The organism is Uliginosibacterium sp. TH139 (assembly GCF_002855595.1).
GTDB lineage: Bacteria > Pseudomonadota > Gammaproteobacteria > Burkholderiales > Rhodocyclaceae > Uliginosibacterium > Uliginosibacterium aquaticum.
Genome location: NZ_PKRR01000005.1, coordinates 143028 through 168303 on the forward strand (window position 1 = coordinate 143028; position 25276 = coordinate 168303).

The window sequence follows — 25276 nt, forward strand, 5'->3', positions numbered from 1 at the left end:
TCTCCATGCTGCGAGTTCTCAAGCGGGACGGCACCTCTGCGCCTTTCGACATCATGAAGATTGCCGTGGCCTGCCAGAAGGCCGCCATGGCAGCCGAGTTGCCCAACCCGAATGCGGTGGCACTGACGGTGGCTTCCGCGGTGGAAGCCCAGTGCCGCGAACACCCGGCTGGCTCGCTCGATATCCCGACCATCCAGCAGTATGTGGAAGACGCGTTGATGCAATCGCATCCGGAAGTTGCGCGTCTCTACATCGAATACCGCCATGATCGCGACAGCATCCGCGTGCGCGGCTCCCAGATGCATGCGCAACTGATGGGCCTGGTGGACAAAACCGATCAGGATGCGGTGACCGAGAATGCCAACAAGGATGCCAACGTCTTCCCGGTGATGCGCGATCTGATGGCCGGCATCGTCTCCAAGCAGTTCGCCGGCAATTTTCTCGCCAAGGATGTGATGCAGGCCCACAACAGCGGCGACCTGCATTACCACGACCTCGACTACTCCCCCTTCCTGCCCTTCACCAACTGCTGCCTGGTGGATCTGCAAGGCATGCTGGCCAACGGTTTTCACCTTGGCAATGCCGGCATCGAGAGCCCCAAGTCGGTCGGCGTAGCCTGCGCGGTCACCGCCCAGATCATTGCCCAGGTCGCCAGCCATCAGTACGGCGGCACGACCATTCCGAACATTGACGAGACCCTCGCACCCTACGTTCAGAAGAGCTACGAGAAGAACCTGGAAGTGGCGCGCCAGTACGCCATCGCCGAGCCGGAACGCTATGCCCGCGAGCGCACCGAGAAGGAAACCTACGACGGCATCCAGGCCTGCGAGTACGAAATCAACACCCTGTTTTCCTCCAACGGCCAGCAGCCCTTCGTGACCTTCTCCTTCGGCATGGGCCGCGGCTGGCAGGAGCGCGCCGTGCAACGCGCCATCCTGCAGGTACGCATCAAGGGCATGGGCAAGGAAGGCATCACGCCGGTCTTCCCCAAACTGGTGTTCTTCATCGAGGAAGGGCTCAACCTCAAGCCGCAAGATCCGAACTACGACATCAAGCAGCTCGCCCTCGAGTGCGCCTCCAAGCGCATGTACCCGGACATCATTTCCGCCAGGCTCAATCGCGAGCTTACCGGCTCCAGCGTGCCGGTTTCGCCGATGGGCTGCCGCAGCTTTCTGTCCGTGTGGCGCAACGAGAGCGGGCAAGAGGTTCTGGCCGGTCGCAACAACCTCGGCGTGGTCAGCATCAATCTGCCACGCATCGCCATCGAAGCGCAGCAGAACCAGACGCGCTTCTTCGAGATTCTCGACGAACGCCTGGCCCTGGCGCACAAGGCCTTGATGACGCGCATCGATCGCCTCGAAGGCGTGAAGGCCAACATTGCGCCGATCCTCTACACCGAAGGCGCTTTCGGCATGCGCCTGAAGCCGGATGAGGAAATCCTGCCGATGTTCAAGAATGGCCGCGCCTCGATCTCGCTGGGCTACATCGGCTTGCATGAAGTGGCGCTGCTGATGTCGGGCGGCGAACACCCCTTCGACAATGAGGCCCTGCAAGCCTTCCTGCGCCGGGTGGTGGCCTATCTGGGTGACACCGTACAACGCTGGAAAGCCGAGTCCGGCTGGGGCTTTTCGCTCTATTCAACGCCCAGCGAATCCCTCTGCCACCGCTTCTGCAAGCTGGATGTGGCGCGCTACGGCGAGCTGCCTGGCGTGACCGACAAGGGCTATTACACCAACTCCTTCCACCTCGACGTGGCACGCAAGGTTTCGCCCTTCGAGAAGATCCAGTACGAAAAAGGCTTCGCCGACTCCGCCTCGGGCGGCCACATCACCTATGTGGAGTTGCCCAACATGCGCCACAACCTGAAGGCCCTGGAGCGCATCTGGGATCACGCCGTGGAAAGCGTGCCCTACTTCGGCACCAATACCCCGGTGGACTCCTGCGGCAAGTGCGGCTTCATGGGCGAAGCACTGGCCACCGCCGAAGGCTTCACCTGCCCCGAATGCGGCAACCACGATGGCGCCAGTCTCTCGGTTACGCGCCGCGTCTGCGGCTACCTCGGCAGCCCGAACGCACGCCCCTTCAATGCCGGCAAGCAGAAAGAGGTGATGCGCCGCGTCAAGCATCTGGCCACCCAGACACCGGAAGCCATGCCAGTTCAAGCCGCGCAGAGCGAAGCCCTGATGGCATGAATTACGAGCGCTATTACGCCTGTGACGTGGTCAATGGTGAAGGCCTGCGCCTGACCCTGTTCGTCACCGGCTGCGCGCATGCCTGCCCCGGCTGCTACAACCGCAGCACCTGGAACCGGCTCGCCGGCCAGCCCTTCACGGCTGAAGTCCGCGAGCGGATTCTGGAGTTGTGCGCCGATCACGATGGCCTGAGCCTCTCCGGCGGCGACCCGCTACTGCCGGCCAACCGCGAAGCCATCGCTGCGCTGTGCCGCGCCTTCAAGCAGCGCTATCCACACAAGGACATCTGGCTGTGGACCGGCTACCTGTATGAAGACATACAGCATCTGGCACTGCTGCAGGATGTCGATGTGCTGATCGACGGCCCCTATCTGCAGGACCAGCCCACTACCCTGCCCTGGCGCGGCTCGGCCAATCAGCGCCTGATCCGGCTGGCCGAGCTGCGTCGGGCCGAAGCCGGCCATCGCCAGTTGCAGAGCGCCTGAGCATTACATGCGCCTGACTTCATAGACACCGCCCACCACCAGCGCTTCGCCCTCCCCCTGCAGCTTCCCCGGCATCACCTGCGCACAGCAGATGATCTTGGTCAGCGGAACCTCACTGGCAATCACGTGATCGCCGAATTCGCCGGCCCGTTCAAAGTCGGTGGAAAAGGAGTTCACGTTATTGAGCAGCAGGATGGATTCGCGCTTTCCTCCCGAAACCCGCTCGCCCAGAATTTCGTGCGCTTCCCAGCGATTCACGCCGCGATAGAGACGAAAGTGCTGCGTTTCCGGATAGCGGCGGGCCAGCTCGATCTGGGTAAAGGTGTAGACCAGATCAAGCTGGGATTCGAGGGCATTGGTGTTGTAGAGCCCGGTGGCCCGCTGCTCCAGATAGAGGCGGTAAGGTTCGCTGGAGAAATCACGGATCGGGGCGCGGTGATGGCGCGGCAGCAGGCCGAAGCGTGATTCCACCCAGGCTTTCAGCACCGCGCCTTCAACACTGTCGGAGTTGAAATGCCAGCCGCGGATGAGCTTCAGGTAATTGAGCTTGCCGCGGTTCTTCGCCATGCCCGGCGCGAAGCCGGCGTCCTCCAGCGATTCCAGCCGGAAGCACATCGTCATGTAGTCGTGAAAAAGCTGCACGCGCTCTTCCGCCGTCTCACGTGTATTGAGCATGCGGAAGAAGTCGCGGTGCAGCTCATGTACTCCGTCGAGCATGAGCGGCGCAGGCGTGTGCTGATAGGTCAGGCTGCCCAGAATCACCGCCGGCAGGTTGCAACGATTGATCGGCAAGCGGGCCCAGCTCGGCAAAGTGGGATTGTCGTGAACAACCCCCTCGTTTGCGCCTCCAGCCTTGTCGCCATCCCTACACAGCGCCGGGGCTTTGTCGCAAGCCGCACTGCCTGAGGAATCATTCATTTCGGGCTTTCTCCTTGCCACACAAGGCATTGGGTGGGTTTTCGGGCTTCTGGCACGAGCGTTGCGACTTGTAGTGCGAGCCGTCAGGCCAGTGTCGCAGGAAATCACGCAACACATATGCCTGACCCCCGACTCACTGTTCCACAAGGAGAAGCACCATGGCAAAACTGCGTCAATGCGCAATTTACGGCAAGGGTGGTATCGGAAAATCCACCACTACCCAGAACCTCGTGGCCGCACTGGCCGAGGCGGGCAAGAAGGTCATGATCGTTGGTTGCGATCCGAAGGCCGACTCGACCCGTCTGATCCTGCACGCAAAAATGCAGAACACCGTCATGCAGCTGGCCGCTGATGCCGGCTCCGTGGAAGACCTGGAGCTGGAAGACGTGCTGCAGGTGGGTTTCAAGGGCGTGAAATGCGCCGAATCCGGTGGCCCGGAGCCGGGCGTGGGTTGCGCCGGCCGCGGCGTGATCACCGCCATCAACTTCCTTGAAGAAGAAGGCGCTTACGAGGAAGACCTGGACTTCGTGTTCTACGACGTGCTGGGTGACGTGGTGTGTGGCGGTTTCGCCATGCCGATCCGTGAAGGCAAGGCACAGGAAATCTACATCGTCGTGTCCGGCGAAATGATGGCCATGTATGCCGCCAACAACATCTCCAAGGGCATCGTGAAGTATGCCAACTCGGGTGGTGTGCGCCTCGCAGGCCTGATCTGCAACAGCCGCAACACCGACCGCGAAGATGAACTGATCGAAGCCCTGGCCGCCAAGATCGGCACCCAGATGATCCACTTCGTGCCGCGTCACAACGTGGTGCAGCACGCCGAGATCCGCCGCATGACGGTGATCGAGTATGACCCGACCCACGGCCAGGCCGATCAGTACCGCGAACTGGCCCGCAAGATCGTGGAAAACAAGAAGTTCATCATCCCCAACCCGCTCGAAATGGAAGAGCTGGAAGAGCTGCTGATGGAGTTCGGGATCATGGAAGTGGAAGACGAAAAGATCGTCGGCAAGACCGCCGCCGAACTGGCTGCCTGATCACAAGCAAAGCATCAAACAAGACGTCATTCCGGCCTGTGCCGGGGTGACGCCAGAGTGAATATTCAACGCTTGTGCCCCGTGGCGCGCTATAGCCCGGTGCAAAGGAGAATCAAATGTCTGAGCTCACCCGCGAGCAAGCCCAGGCCCTCATTGAAGAGGTGCTGGAGGTTTATCCCGAGAAGGCCAAGAAGGACCGTGCCAAACACTTGATGGTGAATGACAAGTCCATCGAGCAATCCAAGAAGTGCATCACCTCCAACCGCAAGTCGCTGCCGGGCGTGATGACCCAGCGCGGCTGCGCCTACGCAGGCTCCAAAGGCGTGGTGTGGGGTCCAATCAAGGACATCATCGACATTTCGCACGGCCCCGTTGGCTGTGGCGCTTACTCGCGTGGTGGCCGCCGCAACTATTTTGTCGGCACCTCGGGCGTGGATTCCTTCTGCGACATCAACTTCACCTCTGACTTCCAGGAAAAGGACATCGTGTTCGGCGGCGACAAGAAGCTCGCCAAGCTGATCGATGAGCTGGAAGGCCTGTTTCCGCTCTCCAAGGGCATCTCGGTGCAATCCGAATGCCCGGTCGGCCTGATCGGTGACGATATCGAAGCCGTCTCCAAGAAAAAGGCGGTTGAAATCGGCAAGACCATCATCCCGGTGCGCTGCGAAGGCTTCCGCGGCGTGTCGCAATCGCTCGGTCACCACATCGCCAACGATGCGGTGCGCGACTTCATCATCTCCAACCGCGACGAGAAAGCCTTCGAAGGCACGCCATATGACGTAGCCATCCTCGGCGACTACAACATCGGCGGCGACGCCTGGGCCTCGCGGATCCTGCTCGAAGAGATGGGCCTGCGCGTGGTGGCCCAGTGGTCCGGCGACGGCACCCTCACCGAAATGGAAAACACCCCCAAGGTGAAGCTGAACCTCCTCCACTGCTACCGCTCGATGAACTACATCGCGCGCCACATGGAAGAGAAGTACAACATTCCCTGGCTGGAATACAACTTCTTCGGCCCGACCAAGATCAAGGAGAGCCTGCGCGAAATCGCCTCGCACTTCGACGAAAAGATCCAGGAAGGTGCCGAGCGCGTCATCGCCAAGTACACCCCGGCCATGGACGCGATCATCGCCAAGTTCAAGCCGCGTCTGCAGGGCAAGAAGGTCATGCTCTACGTGGGTGGTCTGCGTCCGCGCCACACCGTCGGTGCTTACGAAGATCTGGGCATGGAAGTGATCGGTGCCGGTTACGAGTTCGCGCACAACGATGACTACGATCGCACCATGAAGGAAATGAAGGACGCCACCCTGATCTATGACGATGTCACTGGCTACGAGTTTGAAGAATTCGTGCGTCAGTTGAAGCCCGATCTGATCGGCTCCGGCATCAAGGAAAAGTATGCCTTCCACAAGATGGGCGTGCCCTTCCGCCAGCTCCACTCCTGGGATTACTCCGGCCCGTATCACGGCTTCGATGGTTTCGCCATCTTCGCCCGCGACATGGACATGACCGTGAATAACCCGTGCTGGAACATGCTCAAGGCGCCCTGGCTCAAGGATGAGGCCGAAGGCGAACTGAAGGCAGCCTAAGCCGGACCGTAGGGTGCGCATTGCGCACCCTACCTATGAGCCGCGGCATGTATGCGCCGCGATCAATCAAGCTTCGCCCGCGTCCACAGCTAGTTGGCCGGGCAAGGAGATACAAGATGCAAACCGTCGAAGATACCAAGACCTGTTTCCCGCTCTTCAACGAACCGGAATATCAGGACCTGCTCGCCAAGAAGCGTGAGCTGTGGGAAGAAATGCCCTCCAAGGACAAGGTTGCCGAGACCTTTGCCTGGACCACCACTCAGGAATATCAGGACCTGAACTTCAAGCGCGAAGCGCTGACGATCAACCCGGCCAAGGTCTGCCAGCCGCTCGGTGGTGCCCTGTGCGGCATGGGTTTCGAGAAGACCATGGTGTACATCCACGGCTCGCAAGGCTGCGTGGCTTACTTCCGCACCTACTTCAACCGTCACTTCAAGGAGCCGATCGCCTACATCGCCGACTCGATGACGGAAGATGCTGCGGTGTTCGGCGGTCAGAAGAACGTGCATGAAGGCCTGCAGAACGCCACCAAGCTCTACGGCGCGAAGATGATCGCGGTGTGCACCACGTGTATCGCCGAAGTGATCGGTGACGACCTGGGCGCCTTCATCGGCAACGCCCGCAAGGAAGGCTATGTGGATAAGGATTTCCCGATCCCCTACGCCAACACTCCGTCCTTCGTCGGCTCCCACATCACTGGCTGGGACAACATGTTCGAAGGCATCGTGAGCTACTTCACGGCAGGCGTGGATGAAGCCACTGGCCAGGCCACCACAAAAGTGCCGGCCACCCCGGGCAGCAATGGCAAGATCAACATCGTGCCGGGCTTCGAAACCTACCTGGGCAACTACCGCGTGATCAAGCGCTACATGCGCGAGATGGGCGTGGGCTACAGCTTCCTGTGCGACCCGGAAGAAGTGCTCGACACCCCGGCCAACGGCGAATACGAAATGTATGCCGGCGGCACGACCATTGAAGAAGTGGTGGATGCTCCGAACGCCATCACCACCTTCATGCTCCAGCCCACCAGCCTGGAAAAGAGCCGCAAGTTCGTGGAAGGCACCTGGAGCCACGAAGTACCGAAGATCAACATCCCGATGGGGGTGGAGTGGACCGACGAGTTCCTGATGAAGGTCTCGGAAGTCACTGGCAAGCCGATCCCGGAATCGCTGCTGAAGGAACGTGGCCGCCTGGTCGACATGATGACCGACTCCCACGCCTGGCTGCATGGCAAGAAGATGGCCGTGTTCGGTGACCCGGACTTCCTGCTGGGCCTCGTCAAGGTGATGCTGGAACTGGGTATCGAGCCGACCCACATCCTCTGCAACAACAGCAACAAACGCTGGGAAAAGCGGATGAAGGCCCTGCTCGAATCTTCGCCCTACGGCGTGCATGGCAAGGTGTATGCGGGTTACGACTTGTGGCACATGCGCAGCCTGTGTTTCACCGACAAGCCTGATTTCATCGTCGGCAGCACCTACGGCAAGACCATCCAGCGCGACACCCTGCACAAGGGGCCGGAATTCGAAGTGCCGCTGATCCGTATCGGCTTCCCGATCTTCGATCGTCACCACCTGCACCGCATGACCACGCTGGGTTACGAGGGCGGCATGTACCTCGTCACCACGCTGACCAACGCAGTGCTGGAGCAACTCGACGAGAAGACCAAGTTCATGGCCGACACGGACTACAACTTCGACATCGTTCGCTAACCCAAGCTTAGGGCGCGCACTGCGCACCACCGTACCCGCGCATACGGTGCGCGGTGCGCACCCTACAACGCCTAACCCAGCACCCGGTACTTCCCCATGGCCAACATCATGGTTCGTAAAAGCGCAGACGGCGGTCTCTCGTTTTACCTGCCCAAACGCGACATCGAGGACAGCATCACCTCCATCGAATTCGACTCCCCGGAAAAATGGGGCGGCGAAATCAAGCTGGGGAACGGGGGCGTCTATTACATCGATCCGATCCCCGCGCCACGCCTGCCCATTTCCGTACGGGCCAGGCGTGTAGATGGCGTGGAATGAACCTGAGACCAAGGAGCACATCATGGCAATGAAAATCCTCGTCGCCGAATGCAGCAGCTGTGGCGACTGCATCCCGGTCTGCCCGACCAATTCGATCTTCGACAAGGGCGGCATCGTCAAGATCAAGGCCGATACCTGCAACGAATGCGAAGACGGTGACGATGGCCCCAAGTGCCAGGCCACCTGCGCTTCGGGTGATGCCTGCATCGTCTATATGTGACAGCCCAAGTGGGTTTTCCCGCCGGACGACCCACCGCCTCCCGCCGAACCACCCCTGAACCCCAGCCCCAAAAGGGAGCCTCGCCATGACCAACACCTCCATCACCCGCGAAGCCGCACTGCGCATTGGTCTGGCGGCGCTCGAACTGAAGGTCACGCCACGTGAGCTGACCCTTGCGATCGCCGAGAAGATCGACCTGCCCCTCACCGAAACCAAGCTCGCCACCTGCTCGGTCGAGTTGCTGCGCGAAGCCATGGATGGCGATGGTGGCATCTGCCAGATGGAGAAGGAAGATCTCAAGCGCGCTGTGCGCCTGCTATGGGGTGAAGGCGTATCCGGCAGCGACCTGCCGGCGCTGGATATCTACCTCGAAGGCGACATGCCCGGTTCGATCCGTCTCGCCTGCGCATCGAATACCGGCGAAATCCTGGATGGGCACTTCGGCAGCTGCGAACGTTTCCTGATCTATCAGGTTTCGGCCAGTGAATCCCGCCTGATCGGCATCCGCCCGACCCTCGACACCGAAATGGCCGAGGACAAAAACGTCGCCCGCGCAAATCTGATCGCCGATTGTGATGTGCTCTACGTGCAATCCATCGGTGGTCCGGCCGCTGCCAAGGTCATCCGCGCCAGCGTGCATCCGGTGAAGATCCCGCAGACCGGCCCGGCCCGCGCCAGCGTAGCTCGTCTGCAAAGCAGCCTTTCCAGTCCACCGCCCTGGCTGGCCCGGGTGATGGGCATGGCCCCCCCCTCACTGGCCCAATTTGCCAGCATGATCGATGAGGCCGAGGAGGAGGAAGCATGAGCCTCACGCCGGAGTTTCTCGACACCGTGTGCCACGCACTCGCCAACGGCAATGCCCGCCGCCCGGGCGTAGACGCCGAGCTGCGCGAGGCCTTTCCCGGCCTCATCTTCAAGGTCTGCGACGACAACGACATCCCTTCGCGCCTCAAACCGGTAGCCGAAGGAGAAGGCTTTGCGCTGTATGCCATCAACACCGGCGAGCACTGCGCCGCTCTCACCGCCCAGCTTGAAGGCGCAGGCGGCCTTGCGATCGGACTGCTCAACGATGAGGAATGACGCCCCCTGCCCCTGCCTGCAGGAAGGCGCCGATGAAACCGGCGAGGCGCGCGATCGCTACGTGAGTTTTGTCGGCCTCGATTGCAACGGCCAGGCCCGCAAGCTGGTGGGCATGCTGCGCCCCTACATGGAGCAGCCCGAGTACAGCAATCCATTCTGGACGCTGTTTGCGAAGAAGCTCTCTCCCATCAGTGGGCCGCGCCATGACGAGCTGTTCCTGATCCACGCGCACATCAACATCCTGCGCGACCAGCTGGAAACCCTGAACGATGTCGAAGCCCTGCAGCTGCTCGACAAGATCGAAATGGAATGCTGCTGAAGCCTCTGGAGAACCCCTCATGTGCCAAGGAAAGCCCGCAGGCGAAGCCCAGAACCTGCACGAGAAATTCTGTGCTGCTACCCATGGTGTGCCCTGCAAAGCTGCACAGGCCATCGGCTCGCTGTTCAATCTGATCCTCGGGCGCACGCCGAAAAATGATTGCTGCAGCGGCCCCGGTCAGCAAACCGGCTGCGATTGCAAACCGGATCAATCCTGAATCACGCCCTCAGCGCAGACCACGCCATTACCCACTCCCGAAGGATTTGAAAATGTTGCTGAAGAAATACGAAGAAGCCGGCCACCTGTTCAACGCCAACCTGTTCGAAGCCTGCAGCGATGGCAAACTCGAAGCCTATCGTGGCGAACTGATCCTGCTGGAAGGTGCCATGCTCGATACCTCCGGCCGCCGCAAGCCGCCCCTGAAAGTGCTGCAGCAGGCTGCCATGCTGGCCGACGACAGTCAGCTCAAGTTTTTCACTGGCATGCTCGACGACGTGGCCGATGTGCCCACTCTGCTCGAACGCTATGGCAAAGACATGGCTGCCGATACCCTGAGCGTGATCTTCGTGGTGAACATCAACAAGCCGGCCATCTTCGACTACTACACCAGCACCGTGTACCTGATCCCGATGGACGATGGCCTGCCCTGGTCCGAGCTGATGCAACTAGCCGGGCTCGAGAAGGCTGACGTGAAGAGCCTCTCCTCGCCGGACAAGATTCAGGCCGTATATCGCGAGCTGACCAGCTTCCGCCCGCGCAATGCCGTCAGCGTGGCTCTGGCCGACGTGCCGGCGCTCTCCAACGGCAAGCAGCGCGAAATGCGCGGCGCGGTGTAAAAGCAGTGCTGGGTACTGAGTACTGAGTGCTGGGTCAATATGCGCAGAAAAATCAGCGAAGTCCCCAGCACTCAATACCTGGAAATAGAAAGTAGCCCGGATGAAGGCGAAAACCGGAACCCGGGAAGTCCCATCCAACACTCAGCACTCAGCACTAAAAAAATGAACATCCTGATCGTTCTCGCCCACCCCAAGCCCGGCAGTTTCAACCACGCGATTGCCGACACCGTGCGCAACACGCTGGAAGCCGCTGGCCATCAGGTCACCCTGCGCGATCTGCATGGAGAAGGTTTCGATCCGCTCTTCACGCCGGATGAACTGGCGCGGGGGCATGTGCCAACGCCTGAAGTGCGCGAACACGCCGACCTCGTATTGAATGCCGATGCCATCGTTGTGGTGCACCCGAACTGGTGGGCGCAAGCGCCAGCCATTCTCAAGGGCTGGCTGGACCGCGTACTGCGTGCCGGCGAAGCCTATCGCTTCGGCACCAACGAGCAAGGAGAAGGCGTGATCATCGGCTTGCTCAAGGCCAAGGCTGCGCTGGTATTTACAACCTCGAACACCCCGCGCGAAGCCGAGTTGCGCCTCTACGGCGATCCGCTGGATAACTTCTGGAAAGCCTGTGTATGGGGCTTCTGCGGGGTACCGAAAGTCGAGCGCCGCAACTTCGAATCGGTGATCGCCAGCACGCCTGAACAGCGCGCGGAATGGCTGCAGGAAGTCGCCCGCCTGACGCAGGCAGTGATTGCCTGATCAGGCTGCTCGTAGGGCGGACTTTAGTCCGCCACCAAGTTCCGCGTGCGACTGAAGTCACTCCTTGTATTATCAAAATCATGTTTCCGTAGGGCCGACTTCAGTCGGCCAGTCACGCGTGGCGTGCGACTGAAGTCGCACCTACGGTCACAGCCCGGGTCAGATCAAGGTGCCGTCGAGAAAAAGACCGGCAGCCCGGTGGCCAGAAATGGCAGCGCGGAGATCACCAGCACGCCGATGAGAATCGCCAGCAAGGCAGGCAAGACCGACACGCCAACATATCGGATCGGCTTGCGGAACATGGCCGAGGCGAAGTAGATGTTCATGCCGGCCGGCGGGCACAGGAAACCCATCTCGATATTGGCGAGAAAGATCACGCCAAAATGCAGCGGATCGATGCCATAAGCCAGGGCCACGGGCAGGAGCAGCGGCACCAGCACCACGATGGCGGCATAGATCTCCATCAGCGCGCCAGCGATCAGCAGGAATACATTCAGCGCGATCAGGAAGGCGAACTTGTTGGGCAGTACCGACTGCACCCACTCGATGGCCGCATCCGGCACGCCCGCGTCCACCAGAAAATTGGTCAGCCCCAGCGCCATGCCGAGAATCAGCATGATGCCGCCGATGATTTCGCCACAATTGGCGAACACGGCGCGCAGCTTGGGCCAGTCCAGTTCCTTGTGCGCGACAGCTTGAGTCAGCAGCGCATAAGCCGCAGTCAGCGCAGCACTCTCGGTAGGCGTGGCAAGGCCGCCCACCAGCGACACGATCGCCACCACCGGGGCGAGGATTTCCCAGCGCGCAGCCCAGGCTGCGGCAGCAACTTCCGACAAGTCCGGCCGGTGCGTGGGTGCTTGCATGCTCTGCGATTTCAGAAAGCCGCCAAACACCAGCAGGCTGATCACCATCACGCCGGCAGGCAGCACGCCCGCGAGGAACATGTCATTGATCGGCACGCGCGCGATGATCGCGTACATGATCAGCGGCACCGAAGGCGCCAGCAAAACGCCCAGCGCACTGGCACTGGTGACCAGACCGATGCCGCGCTGCTCCGGAAAGCCGGCCCGGGTCAGCAAGGGCAGCAGCAGACCACCCAGCGCAAGAATGGTCACGCCGCTACCGCCCGTGAAGGCCGTGAAAAATGAGCACAGCACCGCTGCGGCCAGCGCAGTGCCGGTGACGCCAGTGCCAAACAAGGCTGTAAACAGTGCGCCCAGGCGCTGCGCTGCGCCGGTCCGCGCGAAGATCAGCCCGGCCAGGGTGAACAGCGGCAAAGCCGGCAGGGAGGGATTCACCGTGATCTGGTAATGGCTCAGCGGCACCGAAGCCAGCGGCTGACCTTCCTGCCAGAACAAGGCCAGTGACAGCGCGCCCAGCACCGCGAAGATCGGCGCGCCACAGAACAAGGCCGCAAGCAGACAGACCACAAAGGGCCACAGTGGTAACACGCTGCCATCAAAATGCTGCGCAAACAGAAATCCCAGGCCCGGCAGAACGATGGCCAGCACGAATCGCAGCGGCCAACGCGTGCTCAGTCGAGAGGCCTGCTTCATGCCCAGCAGCAGGAATCCCAACGGCATGGCGGCTTCGATCCACCAGCCTTGCAGGCCGTAGGCCAGCGCACGCGGCGCTTCCATTTCGCTGATCACAAAAGTCCAGCTCGCCTGTGCCAGCAAGCCGCAACACAGCGCCGTGCTGCTGCGCGCGAACAGCTGTGCGGCCTCGCGGACCTGCGGGTTGCTGGTCGAGCCAAAACCGCTGCCCAGACTGCTCAGATGCCCGCCGCGTTCTGCCATCACCGCGCCAAACATCGCCAGCAGCAAGCCCAGATGCTGGACCAGCACCGGCGCGTTCTCGATGCCTTTGCCCAGTAGAGGGCGCAAGGCAATTTCCAGCAGGGGAATGGCCAGCATCAGCGCCAGTGCGCCGCTGACCACCCATTCATCCAGCCCGATCAGGCGCGCAAACATGCGCTTCATTTAGCCTGCCCGGCGCGGAAAGCCTTGAGATAGCCCTGCACTTCATCGAAGGTTTCGGCCGGCACCATCTTGCCGCGAATCTTCGGATAGAGCTTGTCCGCCAGCTCGGCCCATTCGCGGCTTTGCGCGGCGTCCGGCACATTCACTTTCAGCCCGCGTTTCTTCATCGCCTCGACTGCTTCATCCACTTCCTTGCGCGCTTGCGTGCGGATCTGGCCGCCGGCTTTGGCGCCGGCAGCGCGCACCACAGCTTGCGTGGCCGGACTCATCTCGTCCCAGGCTTTTTTGGTGACGACCAATGCGCCCACAATCGGCGCCCAGTTCAGGTCCAGCATGTTCGGCGCGCTGGTGTAGACCTGCGTGGCGAGCGCGAAATACGGAGTGGACGGTACCGCGTTGATCATGCCGGTCTGGATCGAAGGCAGGATGTCCGCCGTTTCCAGCGGCACCGGCGTGTAGCCCAAACTCTTCATGATTTCCTGCTGCTCCAGCTCGCTGGCCCAGGTGAAGAATTTCATTTTCTTGAAGTCATCCGGCCAAAGCGCGGCTTCGCGGGAGAAAAAACGCACCCAACCAGCATCGCCCCAAGCGAGCACCACGAAGCCCTTGTCGAGAAATTTCTTCTCCATGGCCGGGCGCATCTTCTCGCGCACGTAATCCACTTCTTCCCAGTTGCGGAACATCAGCGGCATGTTCTGCAAGGCGGCAATCGAAGGCTCGATCTCACGCAGACCCACCACCGAGAGCAAGCCACCCTGCAGCTGGCCGATACGCATGCGGCGCACCATGTCGGTCTCGCCACCCTGACTGCCATCCGGATAGACCAGATACTTCGCGCCTTCGCCCTGCGACTGGCGCCAGGCTTCACCCAGCTCCATCAGCTGGCGGTGGTAGAGCGAGTTCTTCGGCGCCAGCGTGCCGATACGCAAGGGCTTGTCGGCCGCGAATGCGTTAAGCGCCAGCAGGCAGCCGGCAAGCAATGCAATGAATTGTTTTGTCATGAACATCTTCCGGGAGGAATTCAGAACAGATCGTCTGCAGCGTCCAGCAGCCAACGCGCACGGCGGCGCATGACTTCGTTCTGCAAGGCTTGCGGGCCGGCCGGGGCGTCTTTGAAGGCCAGCGCCTGGTTCAACAATGTCTCGAATACGGCACGATCTCCGGCAGGCAAGGCAATCGCTTCAGCCTGCCCCACCAGCGGCCCGATGCTGCGGCCCTTGCTCTGTGCAAAGCTGCGCTCGAACAAGGCCTGCGCACGCTGGCTGCTGCCGCCCGGGCGGGCCGCTTCAAACGTCGCCATTAAGCTGGTAAGGGCGCCCTCGCCCCACTCGGGATCCATCGCCCAGGCCAGTTCGGCGAGACGGATCGCCAGCGGCAGATCGGCCACCGCATCCGGATCATCTTTGGACAAGGAAATCGCACCGCCCCAGGCAGCCGCAGCCCAGTAAGCGAGCCCAACCTGATCCTTACGCAGCACGGGCCACTCACTCGCCTGCGGGCGCGCCAAGGCCGCAGCAAAACCCGGCCGGGCAGTTTCCAGCGCATTCATGGCATGGCGCTGTGCCCGCAGATACAAACGCGCAGCGCGCTGGCGCAGGCGCTCGGCCTGCTTCACATCGCGCGCCTCGATGCGGTCGGCATCAAAGGCCACGAAGGCATAGGCGTACTGGGTGAAACCTGCCGCGACGGACTCGGCCAGCAGGCGATGATCGGGCGCTTGCTGCAGCACCGACTCGGACAGCTTCAGGTAAAAGGCACTGGCCTCGCGGGCCAGATCGAGATCGGACTCCGCGCCCATTCCCTGCCCAGCCAGCTCATCGGCCATGCTGCGCACCACCAGCTGGCGCGGCGAACAGGCTGTGAGCACGGTGAGCATGAATACGGCCGCAGCAGCCAAAGATGCGCGACGACAGATTGATTGCACGGTGATGTTGAGCTGCGGCTGAGAGTGAGCGGCAGCCTAGTCAGCCCAGGTTACACAGGCGTTACCATTTCACAACTCACACACTCGCGGAGCTAGGCAGAGGACGGAGCCCAAGTCAGCCTCCGGGTTGAAGCCGTAGAAAAGCCCTTTTCAGCACTACTGAACCCCTAAAACAAACGGCGCATCGATTGCGATGCGCCGTTTGTTTTAGGGGCTGGGTTTCAGGCTATCCAAGAAGCTGTTCACGATCTGTAGCGAGCGGCCGTCAGCAGAGGCTGAGGCAAGGTGTAGCAGAGTCTGCTCTGCGCTGCCGCAGCCGGTGTGCTGTGCACAGCCCAGGCCAGCCTGAAAGACAGGCTGGCCCAATAGCTTTGCGCTGGATTGGTCAAGGCAGCGGCACTCACACAATCAGCCCCCTGGGCTGAAGAGGAGGCATCGCCTTTAACAATCGACTTGTCGCGCAATGCTTTAACGATCCGAGCGGATCGGTCCGAACTCCACCGGCACCCAGGCATAGCCCTGGGCATCCTTGCGGATGTGCCCTAGGCCCGGGAAAGGCAGATGCGCACCGGCAATCCCCCACCCGGCCTTGGCCGCCTGCGCAAACAAGGCTTTGCGCGTAGCAATGGCCTTCTTCTTATCGGTATCGAACTCCAGCGAAACTTCCGGATGCATGAACTGCACCGCGTGGTTATGCACGATATCGCCCCACACCAGGAGCTTTTGGGTACCGGAAGTGAGCAGATAGGAGCTGTGGCCAGGCGTGTGCCCATGCGTAGGCAGCACGCTCACACCCGCCACGATGGCCTCCCCCGCCTTGAAGGTGCGGAAGGTGCCGGCGGCCTGATAAGGCGCCACCGCCTCGCGTGCCATCCGGAAGAAAGGCTGGTTGCCTTCAGGTGCCGCAGCAGCGATTTTCTCGCTAAGCCAGAAGTCGGCATCTTCCTGCGCAGCCCACACCGTGGCCCGGCTAAAGGCCGGCTTGCCATCGGCGCCCAGAAGCCCGCACATGTGGTCCGGGTGCATATGCGTCAGGAGTACGGTATCGACGGCTTCCGGCGCATAGCCCGCAGCCCGTACATTCTCCAGCACGCGCCCGAGGGTCGGGCCGAAACAGCTGGCCGAACCGGCATCCACCAGGATCAGGCGTTCGCCGGTATGCACCAGATAGGCATTCACCGCGGTCTGCACACCCTTGCTGTCCTGCATGAACATGCGCGCCATCAGGCTCTGAATCTGCTGGGCACGCATGCCCTTGAGCAGCTTGCTGTCGAGATCGACATAACCGTCATACAGTGCGGTGACCTCAAAATCACCCACCGCGTAGCGATAGAAGCCGGGCACCTGGGTCTTGAGCTGGGCGGGTGGCGCAGCCTGGGCGGGGAGCGCACCCATGGCGGCAGAGAGGCTGCTCAGGGCCAGTGCGGCGCTGAGCAGTTTACGGGTCAGGACAGTGGGGAATCGGATCATCGCGTTCTTCTCCTGGATGGACACGGCAGTCGTGAGCGCCGCAAAGCCGGCGCACGCATGCAGTGTAGGTCGCCCAAGCGCCGCAAAACGCTCAAAAACACGCGCCAATCGTTCAGACCGGACCTTCAGGCATTGCCGATGCGCGACGGCTCCATCCCGTAGCGCTCGGCAAAGCGCTTGCTGAAGCTCGAGACCGAGGCATAGCCCACCCGCTGCGCCACCGCCTTGAGCGGCAAACGCGTCGAATACAGCAACTGCAGGGCATGCGCGAGGCGGACATTGGCAATCAGCTCGCGCAGGCTCGTCCCTTCCGCCGCGAGATGGCGCCTCAGGGTAGCGCCGCTCATGGCCAGCGCCTCCTCGATCTCACCCGAACTCCACTCACGCTCAGGCCTCTGCGTCACCATGCTGCGAATCTGTGCCGCCAGGCTTGGCGGCGGACGATTGAGCAGGCCCTGATGGCCCAGCCGGCAAAGATGCAGCACGAGCCCGAGCATGGCGTGGGCTGCCAGCGTTTCATCCCCTCGCTGCAGTGCCTCGCACCAGTCCTCCAGCGGCCCCAGTAGCCCCGCCAGCGGCACGGCCGCCAGTGGCCCCGGCTCCCCCTGGGGGAAGGTCGGCAGCAACTGGCGCGCAGCTTCCAGCACGTTCTCGCACAGCACGATGAAAATCGTGAGGTACTCACCACTATGTGGATCCGGGATGTTCTCCACGTCCACGCTGCGCGCGCCAGGCACCAGGAACAACTCGCCCGGTTCAACGCTGAGCCATTGCCCACCCTGCAGGGCGCGCTTGCGCCCCTGCAGGAGAAAACCGATCGAAGGCCCCGGCACATCGAAGGCCTTGACCAGATGGGCGCGGCAGGCCCGCACGCGCAGACAGGGCAAGGGCGTCTCGCTGCGCGCGAGATCGAGCAGGCGGCTGAGCACTTCATCCTGGCGCGAAAGGGCGGCAGTCACGCAGCAAACTCCTCTGGAAGTCGGGCGAAAGTCCCGGTGGCAGGACTCAAGATAGCACGCAGCTGCGCTGCACAATCCCTGTCCGCTGCCCGCTACCCGCCGCATGCTTGCTCAATCCAGCAGCGCCACCGCCTTCACCTGCGCCCACACTTTCTGCCCCACCAGCAGTCCGAGCTGCTCGGCCGAACGCCGCGTGATGCGGGCCAGCAGCGGCACGCCGGCAGCATCCAGGCCAACCAGGCATTGCGCCGGATCTTCAGCCGGGGCAATCCCGCTGAGCGTACACGGAAAGCGATTCTGGATGCTGGAAGCATTATCGCCACTCAATGCGATGCTGATGTCGCGCGCCACGATGCGCACCCGCACCGGGCTGCCTGCTGCCAGCGGGCGCTGCGAGACAAACAGCTCACCGCCAGCAAAGCCCAGACGCGTAAGTTGCCAGGCCGGCTCGTGATCGAGCACCTGCGCCTCGATCACCACCCCGGCATCGTGATCGCGCGCCAGCGGGAGATCGAGCCTGGCCAACGTCTCACCCAGCGGGCCACTGGCCAGCACCCGCCCCTGTTCCATCAGCACCAGATGATCGGCAAGGCGCGCAGCCTCTTCGATCTGATGGGTCACATACAGCACGGGGATATCCAGCTCATCGTGCAGGCTCTCAAGGTAAGGCAGGATCTCCTGCTTGCGCGCAGCATCGAGTGCCGACAGCGGCTCATCCATCAGCAGCAGGCGCGGGCGCGTCAATAAGGCCCGCGCAATCGCCACGCGCTGGCGCTCGCCGCCAGAGAGGCCATCCGGCTTGCGCGCCAGCAAGTGCTCGATGCCGAAGCGTGCAGCCATCGCCCGGATCTCATCCTCGTGTACGGCCCCTGTCGCACGCTTCATGCCGAAGGCCAGGTTGCCACGCACATCAAGGTGCGGAAACAGGCTGGCTTCCTGGAAAACGTAACCCAGCGAGCGCTGCCAGGTCGGCACGAAGCGCCCGGCTTCGTCCTGCCAGCACTCGCCCTGCAGCGCGATGTGCGCCTGCTCAGCATGCTCAAGCCCGGCCACACAGCGCAACAAGGTGGTCTTGCCGGAACCGGAGTGGCCGAACAGCACCGTCACGCCGCGCCCCGGCAATTGCAGATCGACATCCAGGGTAAAACCCGTGAAGGCATGCCGAACCCGGATCTTCATCGATTCGCTCATACGCCCCTCCTGCGCGAATCCGGGTTCAGGCTGTAGAGCAACAGCAGCACCAGAAAGGAGAAAGCCACCATGCCGGCCGACAACCAGTGCGCCTGCGCATATTCCAGCGCCTCGACATGATCGAAGATCTGCACCGAGACCACTCGCGTCTGCCCCGGGATGTTGCCGCCAATCATCAGCACCACCCCGAATTCGCCCACCGTATGTGCAAAGCCCAGCACCGCAGCCGTCAGAAAACCGGGGCGGGCCAGGGGCAGGATCACCGACCAGAAGCTGTCCCAGGGAGATGCGCGCAAGGTGGCGGCCACTTCGCGCGGACGGGCGCCGATGGCTTCGATGGCGTTCTGGATCGGCTGGACCACAAAAGGCAAGGAATAGAAGGTGGAGGCCAGCACCAGACCACCAAAGGTGAAAGGCAGCAGGCCCAGCCCGAGGGACTGGGTCAGCTGGCCGAGCGGGCCGTTAGGCCCCATCAGCAAGAGCAGGTAGAAACCCAGTACGGTCGGTGGCAGCACCAGCGGCATCGACACCAGGGCACTCGCCGCCCCACGCAGGCGCGATCGCGTATTGGCCAGCCACCAGGCCAGCGGCGTGCCGAGCAGCAGCAAGAGCGCCGTAACCGTGGTGGCCAGTTTCAGGGTGAGCCAGATGGCCGACCAATCCTGGGTTTGCAGCATGCTTTTCCTCAGATGTCGTAGCCGTAGGATTTGATCACGGCGAGCGCCTTGTCGCCCTTCAGATACTTCAGCAGCGCCTCAGCGGCGGGCTTGCCCGCGCCGTTGCCAAGCAGGATCGCATCCTGACGGATTGGCGTGTACTCGGAGGCGGGTACGATCCAGGCCGAACCACTCTTCAGGGCGCCATCCTGCCAGACCTGCGACAGTGCCACGAAACCCAGTTCGGCATTGCCGGTGCTAACGAACTGGAAGGCCTGCGAAATATTTTCCCCCTGCACGATCTTCGCCTGCAGGCTATCGAACACGCCTTGCTTCTTCATCAGCTCGATAGCCGCTGCCCCGTAAGGCGCAGTCTTCGGATTGGCCAGTGCCAGCTTTGCGAAATCCCCCTTCTTGAGCACTGCCCCCTTGTCATCGACCACGCCAGCCTTGGCGCTCCACAGCACCAGCTTGCCAATCGCATAGGTGAAACGACTGCCTTTAAGCCCTGCGCCTTCGGCCTCCAGTTTTGCCGGGGTTTCGTCATCGGCCGAAAGGAAGACCTCGAAGGGCGCACCGTTTTTGATCTGGGCATAGAAAGCACCCGTCGCACCCGTGGACACCACGGCTTTATGGCCGGTGTCCTTCTCGAATTCGGCGGCAATCTTCTGCATCGGAGCCGTGAAATTGGCCGCCACGGCCACCTTCACTTCATCGGCCAGAACGGGTGAAACAAGGCCGATGGCGGCCAGCAGGGAAATCAGGACCTTCATGACAATGACCTTTCTTGACTACAACAGGAGGAAAATCAATCAAAAGAACACAGCATCACGCTGGAAGCCTTGAACACCGCGCAGGCGCGCAAGCCTTCCTTCAGGCCCAGCTCATGCAGGGATTCGCGTGTGATCAGGGCGCTCACCGTGCGGCCGGCCGGCAGGCCCAGCACCACATCCACCGACACCGGACCTTCGTGAATGCGCAGCACCTCACCCCACAACTGGTTGCGTGCCGAGATACGCAAGCTTTCATCTGTCATCAGGATCACCGCCGACGAATTGACCCAGGCATGCAGTTCCCGACCGATGGTCAGCTGCAACTGTTCGGCACCTTCGCGCGACACCTGGGCTACCACCTCGTTCATGCCGTCAAAGCGGATGCCCACCTCGAAGGTCACTTCTCCGGCGCGCAAGGTAGTGATCGGGCCCACAAACTGGTTGCGGGCGCTGGGTGTCACGCCCACGCTGCGCATCAGGCGCCGCAGGGCTTGCGGATCTTCGCCGGCCGGATCGCTGAGGCTGGCGGTCACCCGGTCCAGCGCCAGCTGATATTCCGCTTCCATAGCCCGGTAAAGGCTCACCACGCGCTTGCCATAAGCGGTCAGCAAGGTTCCGCCGCCATGCTTGCCACCGGCTGAGCGCTCCACCAGCGGCTCCTCGGCCAGATTGTTCATGGCATCCACGGCATCCCATGCGGCCTTGTAGGAAAGCGGCACCTCGCGCGCCGCCTGCGAAATAGAGCCGCACTGCTCGATGGCCTCTAGCAGGCGGATGCGGGTATCGCCGAGAAAACTGCCGGCGGCGAGATCGACGCCGAAACGGCCAATCATGCGTGGGACTTTTTTCATGCCAGAAATGTCCGATTTGTTCATATCGTTATATTCTCACTAATACAGCGAATTGACTTGAATTGTGCTTATTCCAGATTCTGAATCCAGGCCCGTTATGGTTGAGCTGTCGCAGAGGCACCCGATACAGTCCGCCCATCCCTCCACGCAAGCTCTCAGGAAAGGCAAGAAGATGAAAATCAGCGCGCGCAACAGTTTTGAAGGCACGATCAGCGCCCTCAGCAGTGGGCCGGTGAGTGCCGAAGTTGAAATCAGTACGGCAGGCGGCGACAAGCTCGTCGCCACCATCACCCAGGGCAGCGTGCAAACGCTGGGGCTGGCCGTTGGCAAGCCGGTAGTAGCCCTCGTCAAGGCGTCGAACGTCATGGTCATGACCGATGGCAGCGGGGTGAAACTCTCGGCTCGCAACTGCCTCACCGGCACTGTGAAGAAGCTGGCACAGGGCCCGGTCAGCGCCGAAGTGATCATCGCCCTGCCCGGCGGCGCCGAGATCTTCGCCAGCATCACGCGTGATGCCACGACCGAACTGGGCATCAAGGAAGGTGCAGCCGCCACGGCAGTGATCAAGGCCTCTTCGGTCATCATCGCGGTCAGAAACTGAGCCCGCCAGAGCCGGGTCGTGCGCCATCAGCGCGGCCCGTTTCGGTTTCCGGGGCTTCATTGCGCCCCCATCCGGCGCAAGCCAACAAACACCAGCACAGACAGTGCACCGAGCAACAGAGTCAGTACCATTGCCCGTGGATATTCACCCGCGAAGACGGCGTTGTAGATTTCCAGAGACACCGTATTGGTGCGCCCGATAATATTGCCGCCCAGCATCAGGGTGATGCCGACCTCCCCCAGCGAACGCCCTAGCCCGAGGACCAGCCCGGTCACCAGCGCCCGCTTCACATTGGGCAGGAGCACGAAACACGCAATCTCCCATTCGCGCTTGCCAAGGGTTCGCGCAACTTCGCCGAGCCTCGCTGAGAGGGACTCCATCGCAGCCTGCACCGGCTTCACGACCAGTGGCAGACCCGCCACAAAAGCCGCCAACACCACGCCGGACAGACTGAAAACAAGTGTTTGCCCGCAGCAGGCCAGCAGCCAACGACCGAACCCCCCTTCGCGGCCAAACAGCAGGAGCAGCAAGAAGCCCAGCGCCACCGGCGGAAATACCAGCGGCAAGGTCACCGCTACATCCAGCCAGTTCCGCCCCGGCCAGCCCTTGCAACTCAGGGCATAGCCCAGCAGCACTCCCGCCGCCGCGTGCAGCAGCAGCGTCAGCCCGGCCACCTCAGCGGTCAGCCACACGGCATGGCGCACAGCCGGATCGGTCAGTGTCGGCAGCACAGCGGCAAACAGATCCTGCATGACGACTCAGAGCCCGTAACGCTGCAGCACGGCCCGAGCAGCCGGGGTCTGCAGGTAATCCAGGAAGGCCTTGAGGGCCGGCGACTCCTGCCCGGCAAGCACGCCGGCCGTAATGTGGATTGGCGCATATTGCTCCTGGGCCAGTTCGAGATAGCCCCCGATGCGCGTGCGAATTCCCAGAGCCTCGGTGAGATTGATGAAACCGGCATCCACCTCGCCACTGATCAGGTAGGCCGACACCTGCGGCACCGTCGGCACCACCACCAAGCGAGGCTCCAGCACATCCAGCAGCCCTGCCTTCTGCAGACTCTCCCGCGCAGCCTTGCCAAAGATGGCCTGCTTCAGATCTGCCACGCCGATCCGCTGCACACCAGCCGCCTGAAGATCTGTCAGCGATTTGAAATCCCGCCCGACCGGCCAGGCCAGCACCAGCCTGCCCCTGCCTATCGGAATAAAACGGTTGAATGCAGGCTGACCAGCCTTTTCCAGCACATCCTGCTCACCGAACACCACCGCCACTTTGTCGCTGGCCCGAGCCTGGGCCAGCACCTGTCCCATATGGCCGTAGATACGCTCGACCTTAATGCGACTGGCCGCCTCAAACGCCTGCGCGATCTCGTCAATCGGCCGCTTGTAGCCTGCCCCGCCCGCAATCAGCAGGCTCTCTTGCGCGATCGCCAGCAAGGGAAAGAGCGCCAGCAGGAAGCCAATCAGTTTCAAGAACCTTGTTCGTTTCATGACACGCTCCCCGCCGCTCAGCGCGGCATTTCATCCGCGAAGGAAAAAAAGGCCTGTGACTGGCAAGCCTCGCCATGTGTGATGCGGCGATGGATGAGCCAGCGGCCATCCTTCATCTGCCAAGCCACCAGGTGCTCGCCGTAACTCGGTGCAAGGTAGTAGTTCTCGTCGTCATCCGAGCGAAGATCCGTCAGCACGAAGTAATGCTCGCAATAACAAGGCGACTCATCGCCCTCGCAGAGATAGCCCAGCACACGCTCGGAGAGGATTTCGTAGTCGCGGAAACGCTCGAAAGCGCGCGGTGCCAGCACGCTGCTCGCCCATTGCTTGGGCAATACGGCGCGCCAATCCGGCTGCGCTTCACGGCGCTGGCAGCGCCCAGCTTGAGGCAGGCCACTGGCCTGCGCAGATAGATTCAGGGCATTCATGAATTTCTCTCCTTTCCGGATCGGCATCCGCATTCGTTATGTATTTTTGTATATAGCGAATTGCATGCCAGAAACAGAAGCGGCGAAAAGCTTCAGCGCGCGGAGAAGGTGACCTTGACGTCTTTCGGGGCGGCAAAATACGGCGCGGAGCTGACGAGAAAATCCGCCCCAGCCCGGGCATAGGCCAGTGCGTTGCCGAGTGTTACGCCCCCCGCCGGGGCCAGCAGCACATGGCTGCCCTGGGCAACCAGAGCAGCCCGGCATTCGGCCAGTGCATCCGGACTGAAGCGCTCCAGTTGCAAGACCTCTGCACCACATTGCGCCAGCCACAGGGCCTCAGCCAGATCACCCGCCTCAGCCACCAGTTTTTTCTCCGGATGCTGCTGCCGCATCCGTGCAAACAGCTGCGGCAAGGTGACATTGTCGACAAAGACACGATGGTCGGGAAACACCAGCAGGGTTTCCGACAAACCCAGGCGGTGCGCCACCGCGCCGCCCGCCCGCACCGCCTTGGCGGCGAGCGGGCGATTGCCGGGAAAATTCTTGCGTGTACAGGCCAGCGGCAGATCAAAGCCGGCCGCATGCAGCAGTTCAAGAATTTCGGCGGCAGCCGAAGCCATGCCCGAGAGGTACTCAATCAGGGTCTGGGCAGTTTTCCAGGCCAGATGGAGCGCGGCGACCGGGCCTTCGGCCTGCAGGATCACGTCCCCTGCACTCAAGGCACAACCCGAAGACACGCACGCCAGCACCTCACCACCAGCCAGCTCGATCAGGCGGGCAGCCTCCTCGCTTCCGGCCAGGCGCATTGCAGCGCGTGCGCAAAAGTTCATGCCAGCAGCCTGCGCACCGATGCCCAGCGCGCGGGTCGTCAGGTCACCAAAGGGCGCGTCCTCCGCCAGCATGGCTTCCAGCACCCTATCCGGCACGCAGCGTTCCATGCGCTCAGACCTCCGGGCCGAAGCAGACGGGATGATCCACGCAGACCCCGCAACTGGGCGACTTGCAGATCGGCACGCCGGCACGCTCGCACAGTTGGCGATAGAAGAATTTCTTCCACTTCATATCGCCCACATTGAGCGCTGCCAGCGAGGGGAAGCGCTGGCGCAGGAGGGCGTTGAGCTCACGCCGAGAAGGCAGGCCCATGTCCTGCCACAGGTGATTGTCACGCTGGGCGGCCGTGGCAATCGCGGCGGCCAGCCAGATGCTCATCGGGTCCAGTGGCGCAGCGTAGTCCAGCAACAGCTCGAACAGCTCTTCGAACTCATCAAAGCGCGCGGCCGGCTGATCTGCATTATCCAGCTCGACGCCGGGCAGACAGGTCTCGCGCAGCACGGCGAAGGAAGCCGGACCGATGCCGCGGATCAGCGGGCGCTCACCTGCGCGCTGCGATTCAGCCAGCACGCAGCGCAGTACCAGCACTTCGAGCGAGGGGCTCTGGTCGATCAGGCGGATCAGATCTGTAGCAACAGCGTTCATGGCGATGTCCTCC

At 62.0% G+C, this 25276-nt stretch carries 29 protein-coding genes; 14 read left to right on the top strand and 15 right to left on the bottom strand.

Going from position 1 to position 25276, the window contains the following annotated elements; genetic code table 11:
• The first annotated feature begins 5 nt into the window (after window positions 1-5).
• Window positions 6-2192, top strand: a complete 2187-nt coding sequence (gene nrdD, locus C0V76_RS13275) for an anaerobic ribonucleoside-triphosphate reductase (protein ID WP_101942990.1) — start codon at window positions 6-8, stop codon at window positions 2190-2192.
• On the top strand, window positions 2189-2677 hold the full coding sequence (gene nrdG, locus C0V76_RS13280) for an anaerobic ribonucleoside-triphosphate reductase activating protein (protein WP_101942991.1): 489 nt from the start codon (window positions 2189-2191) through the stop codon (window positions 2675-2677). The genes nrdD and nrdG overlap by 4 nt, the downstream gene beginning before the upstream one ends.
• A gap of 3 nt (window positions 2678-2680) precedes the next feature.
• On the opposite strand, the gene C0V76_RS13285 is transcribed toward nrdG, so the two are convergent.
• A complete protein-coding gene (locus C0V76_RS13285) occupies window positions 2681-3595 on the bottom strand; it encodes an NAD(+)--dinitrogen-reductase ADP-D-ribosyltransferase (protein ID WP_101942992.1) in 915 nt (304 codons plus the stop codon).
• 158 nt (window positions 3596-3753) lie between these two features.
• Here C0V76_RS13285 and nifH point away from each other — a divergent pair, with 158 nt between their 5' ends.
• From nifH to C0V76_RS13340, 11 genes are all read left to right on the top strand, one after another.
• Window positions 3754-4635 (top strand): nitrogenase iron protein, encoded by an 882-nt coding sequence (gene nifH / locus C0V76_RS13290; RefSeq protein ID WP_101942994.1) that lies wholly within the window; start codon window positions 3754-3756, stop codon window positions 4633-4635.
• Between the two features lie 116 nt (window positions 4636-4751).
• Complete coding sequence (nifD, locus tag C0V76_RS13295; protein WP_101942995.1) at window positions 4752-6224, top strand: nitrogenase molybdenum-iron protein alpha chain; 1473 nt, start codon at window positions 4752-4754, stop codon at window positions 6222-6224.
• Window positions 6225-6340: 116 nt separating this feature from the next.
• Window positions 6341-7936 (top strand): nitrogenase molybdenum-iron protein subunit beta, encoded by a 1596-nt coding sequence (nifK, locus tag C0V76_RS13300; protein WP_101942997.1) that lies wholly within the window; start codon window positions 6341-6343, stop codon window positions 7934-7936.
• 96 nt (window positions 7937-8032) lie between these two features.
• Window positions 8033-8254 carry a putative nitrogen fixation protein NifT gene (gene nifT / locus C0V76_RS13305; RefSeq protein WP_101942998.1) on the top strand — a complete coding sequence of 74 codons (222 nt, stop codon included), beginning with the start codon at window positions 8033-8035 and terminating at the stop codon, window positions 8252-8254.
• A 22-nt stretch (window positions 8255-8276) separates the two neighbouring features.
• Window positions 8277-8474, top strand: a complete 198-nt coding sequence (locus C0V76_RS13310; RefSeq protein WP_101943200.1) for a 4Fe-4S binding protein — start codon at window positions 8277-8279, stop codon at window positions 8472-8474.
• Window positions 8475-8559: 85 nt separating this feature from the next.
• Complete coding sequence (locus tag C0V76_RS13315) at window positions 8560-9279, top strand: dinitrogenase iron-molybdenum cofactor biosynthesis protein (protein WP_101943000.1); 720 nt, start codon at window positions 8560-8562, stop codon at window positions 9277-9279.
• Window positions 9276-9554, top strand: a complete 279-nt coding sequence (locus C0V76_RS13320; RefSeq protein WP_101943002.1) for a DUF6129 family protein — start codon at window positions 9276-9278, stop codon at window positions 9552-9554. Before C0V76_RS13315 ends, C0V76_RS13320 begins: the two co-directional genes overlap by 4 nt.
• Window positions 9544-9873, top strand: coding sequence for a N(2)-fixation sustaining protein CowN (gene cowN, locus C0V76_RS13325; RefSeq protein WP_101943003.1), 330 nt, complete (start codon window positions 9544-9546; stop codon window positions 9871-9873). The genes C0V76_RS13320 and cowN overlap by 11 nt, the downstream gene beginning before the upstream one ends.
• 19 nt (window positions 9874-9892) lie before the next feature.
• A complete protein-coding gene (locus C0V76_RS13330) occupies window positions 9893-10090 on the top strand; it encodes a hypothetical protein (RefSeq protein ID WP_101943005.1) in 198 nt (65 codons plus the stop codon).
• 52 nt (window positions 10091-10142) lie between these two features.
• Window positions 10143-10709, top strand: coding sequence for a hypothetical protein (locus C0V76_RS13335; protein ID WP_101943006.1), 567 nt, complete (start codon window positions 10143-10145; stop codon window positions 10707-10709).
• Window positions 10710-10871: 162 nt separating this feature from the next.
• On the top strand, window positions 10872-11462 hold the full coding sequence (locus tag C0V76_RS13340) for an NAD(P)H-dependent oxidoreductase (protein WP_101943008.1): 591 nt from the start codon (window positions 10872-10874) through the stop codon (window positions 11460-11462).
• 164 nt (window positions 11463-11626) lie between these two features.
• Here C0V76_RS13340 and C0V76_RS13345 read toward each other — a convergent pair whose 3' ends face one another.
• From C0V76_RS13345 to C0V76_RS13385, 9 genes are all read right to left on the bottom strand, one after another.
• Complete coding sequence (locus tag C0V76_RS13345; protein ID WP_101943009.1) at window positions 11627-13444, bottom strand: TRAP transporter large permease subunit; 1818 nt, start codon at window positions 13442-13444, stop codon at window positions 11627-11629.
• Window positions 13441-14445: a TRAP transporter substrate-binding protein DctP gene (dctP, locus tag C0V76_RS13350; RefSeq protein WP_254048243.1), complete on the bottom strand. Its 1005-nt coding sequence runs from the start codon at window positions 14443-14445 to the stop codon at window positions 13441-13443. The genes C0V76_RS13345 and dctP overlap by 4 nt, the downstream gene beginning before the upstream one ends.
• Window positions 14446-14465: 20 nt before the next feature.
• A complete protein-coding gene (locus C0V76_RS13355; protein ID WP_101943202.1) occupies window positions 14466-15320 on the bottom strand; it encodes a TRAP transporter TatT component family protein in 855 nt (284 codons plus the stop codon).
• Window positions 15321-15836: 516 nt separating this feature from the next.
• Window positions 15837-16838, bottom strand: a complete 1002-nt coding sequence (locus tag C0V76_RS13360) for an MBL fold metallo-hydrolase (RefSeq protein ID WP_101943012.1) — start codon at window positions 16836-16838, stop codon at window positions 15837-15839.
• 125 nt (window positions 16839-16963) lie between these two features.
• Window positions 16964-17797, bottom strand: a complete 834-nt coding sequence (locus tag C0V76_RS13365) for a helix-turn-helix transcriptional regulator (RefSeq protein ID WP_216821737.1) — start codon at window positions 17795-17797, stop codon at window positions 16964-16966.
• 111 nt (window positions 17798-17908) lie between these two features.
• The gene (gene modC, locus C0V76_RS13370) at window positions 17909-18988 is read right to left on the bottom strand and encodes a molybdenum ABC transporter ATP-binding protein (RefSeq protein WP_101943016.1); all 1080 of its coding nucleotides are present in this window, start codon (window positions 18986-18988) and stop codon (window positions 17909-17911) included.
• On the bottom strand, window positions 18985-19665 hold the full coding sequence (modB, locus tag C0V76_RS13375; RefSeq protein ID WP_101943018.1) for a molybdate ABC transporter permease subunit: 681 nt from the start codon (window positions 19663-19665) through the stop codon (window positions 18985-18987). Before modB (C0V76_RS13375) ends, modC begins: the two co-directional genes overlap by 4 nt.
• Window positions 19666-19673: 8 nt before the next feature.
• Window positions 19674-20417, bottom strand: a complete 744-nt coding sequence (modA, locus tag C0V76_RS13380) for a molybdate ABC transporter substrate-binding protein (protein WP_101943019.1) — start codon at window positions 20415-20417, stop codon at window positions 19674-19676.
• A 35-nt stretch (window positions 20418-20452) separates the two neighbouring features.
• On the bottom strand, window positions 20453-21268 hold the full coding sequence (locus tag C0V76_RS13385; protein WP_254048244.1) for a TOBE domain-containing protein: 816 nt from the start codon (window positions 21266-21268) through the stop codon (window positions 20453-20455).
• A gap of 172 nt (window positions 21269-21440) precedes the next feature.
• Here C0V76_RS13385 and C0V76_RS13390 point away from each other — a divergent pair, with 172 nt between their 5' ends.
• The gene (locus C0V76_RS13390; RefSeq protein WP_101943021.1) at window positions 21441-21869 is read left to right on the top strand and encodes a molybdopterin-binding protein; all 429 of its coding nucleotides are present in this window, start codon (window positions 21441-21443) and stop codon (window positions 21867-21869) included.
• 56 nt (window positions 21870-21925) lie between these two features.
• Here C0V76_RS13390 and modB (C0V76_RS13395) read toward each other — a convergent pair whose 3' ends face one another.
• From modB (C0V76_RS13395) to C0V76_RS13415, 5 genes are all read right to left on the bottom strand, one after another.
• Complete coding sequence (gene modB, locus C0V76_RS13395; protein ID WP_101943022.1) at window positions 21926-22621, bottom strand: molybdate ABC transporter permease subunit; 696 nt, start codon at window positions 22619-22621, stop codon at window positions 21926-21928.
• Between the two features lie 6 nt (window positions 22622-22627).
• Window positions 22628-23359, bottom strand: coding sequence for a molybdate ABC transporter substrate-binding protein (gene modA / locus C0V76_RS13400; RefSeq protein ID WP_101943024.1), 732 nt, complete (start codon window positions 23357-23359; stop codon window positions 22628-22630).
• 17 nt (window positions 23360-23376) lie between these two features.
• Window positions 23377-23787 carry a hypothetical protein gene (locus C0V76_RS13405; protein WP_101943026.1) on the bottom strand — a complete coding sequence of 137 codons (411 nt, stop codon included), beginning with the start codon at window positions 23785-23787 and terminating at the stop codon, window positions 23377-23379.
• Between the two features lie 92 nt (window positions 23788-23879).
• Window positions 23880-24725, bottom strand: coding sequence for a ModD protein (gene modD / locus C0V76_RS13410; protein ID WP_101943028.1), 846 nt, complete (start codon window positions 24723-24725; stop codon window positions 23880-23882).
• Between the two features lie 4 nt (window positions 24726-24729).
• Window positions 24730-25263, bottom strand: a complete 534-nt coding sequence (locus C0V76_RS13415; protein ID WP_101943205.1) for a nitrogen fixation protein NifQ — start codon at window positions 25261-25263, stop codon at window positions 24730-24732.
• Window positions 25264-25276 lie beyond the last annotated feature (13 nt).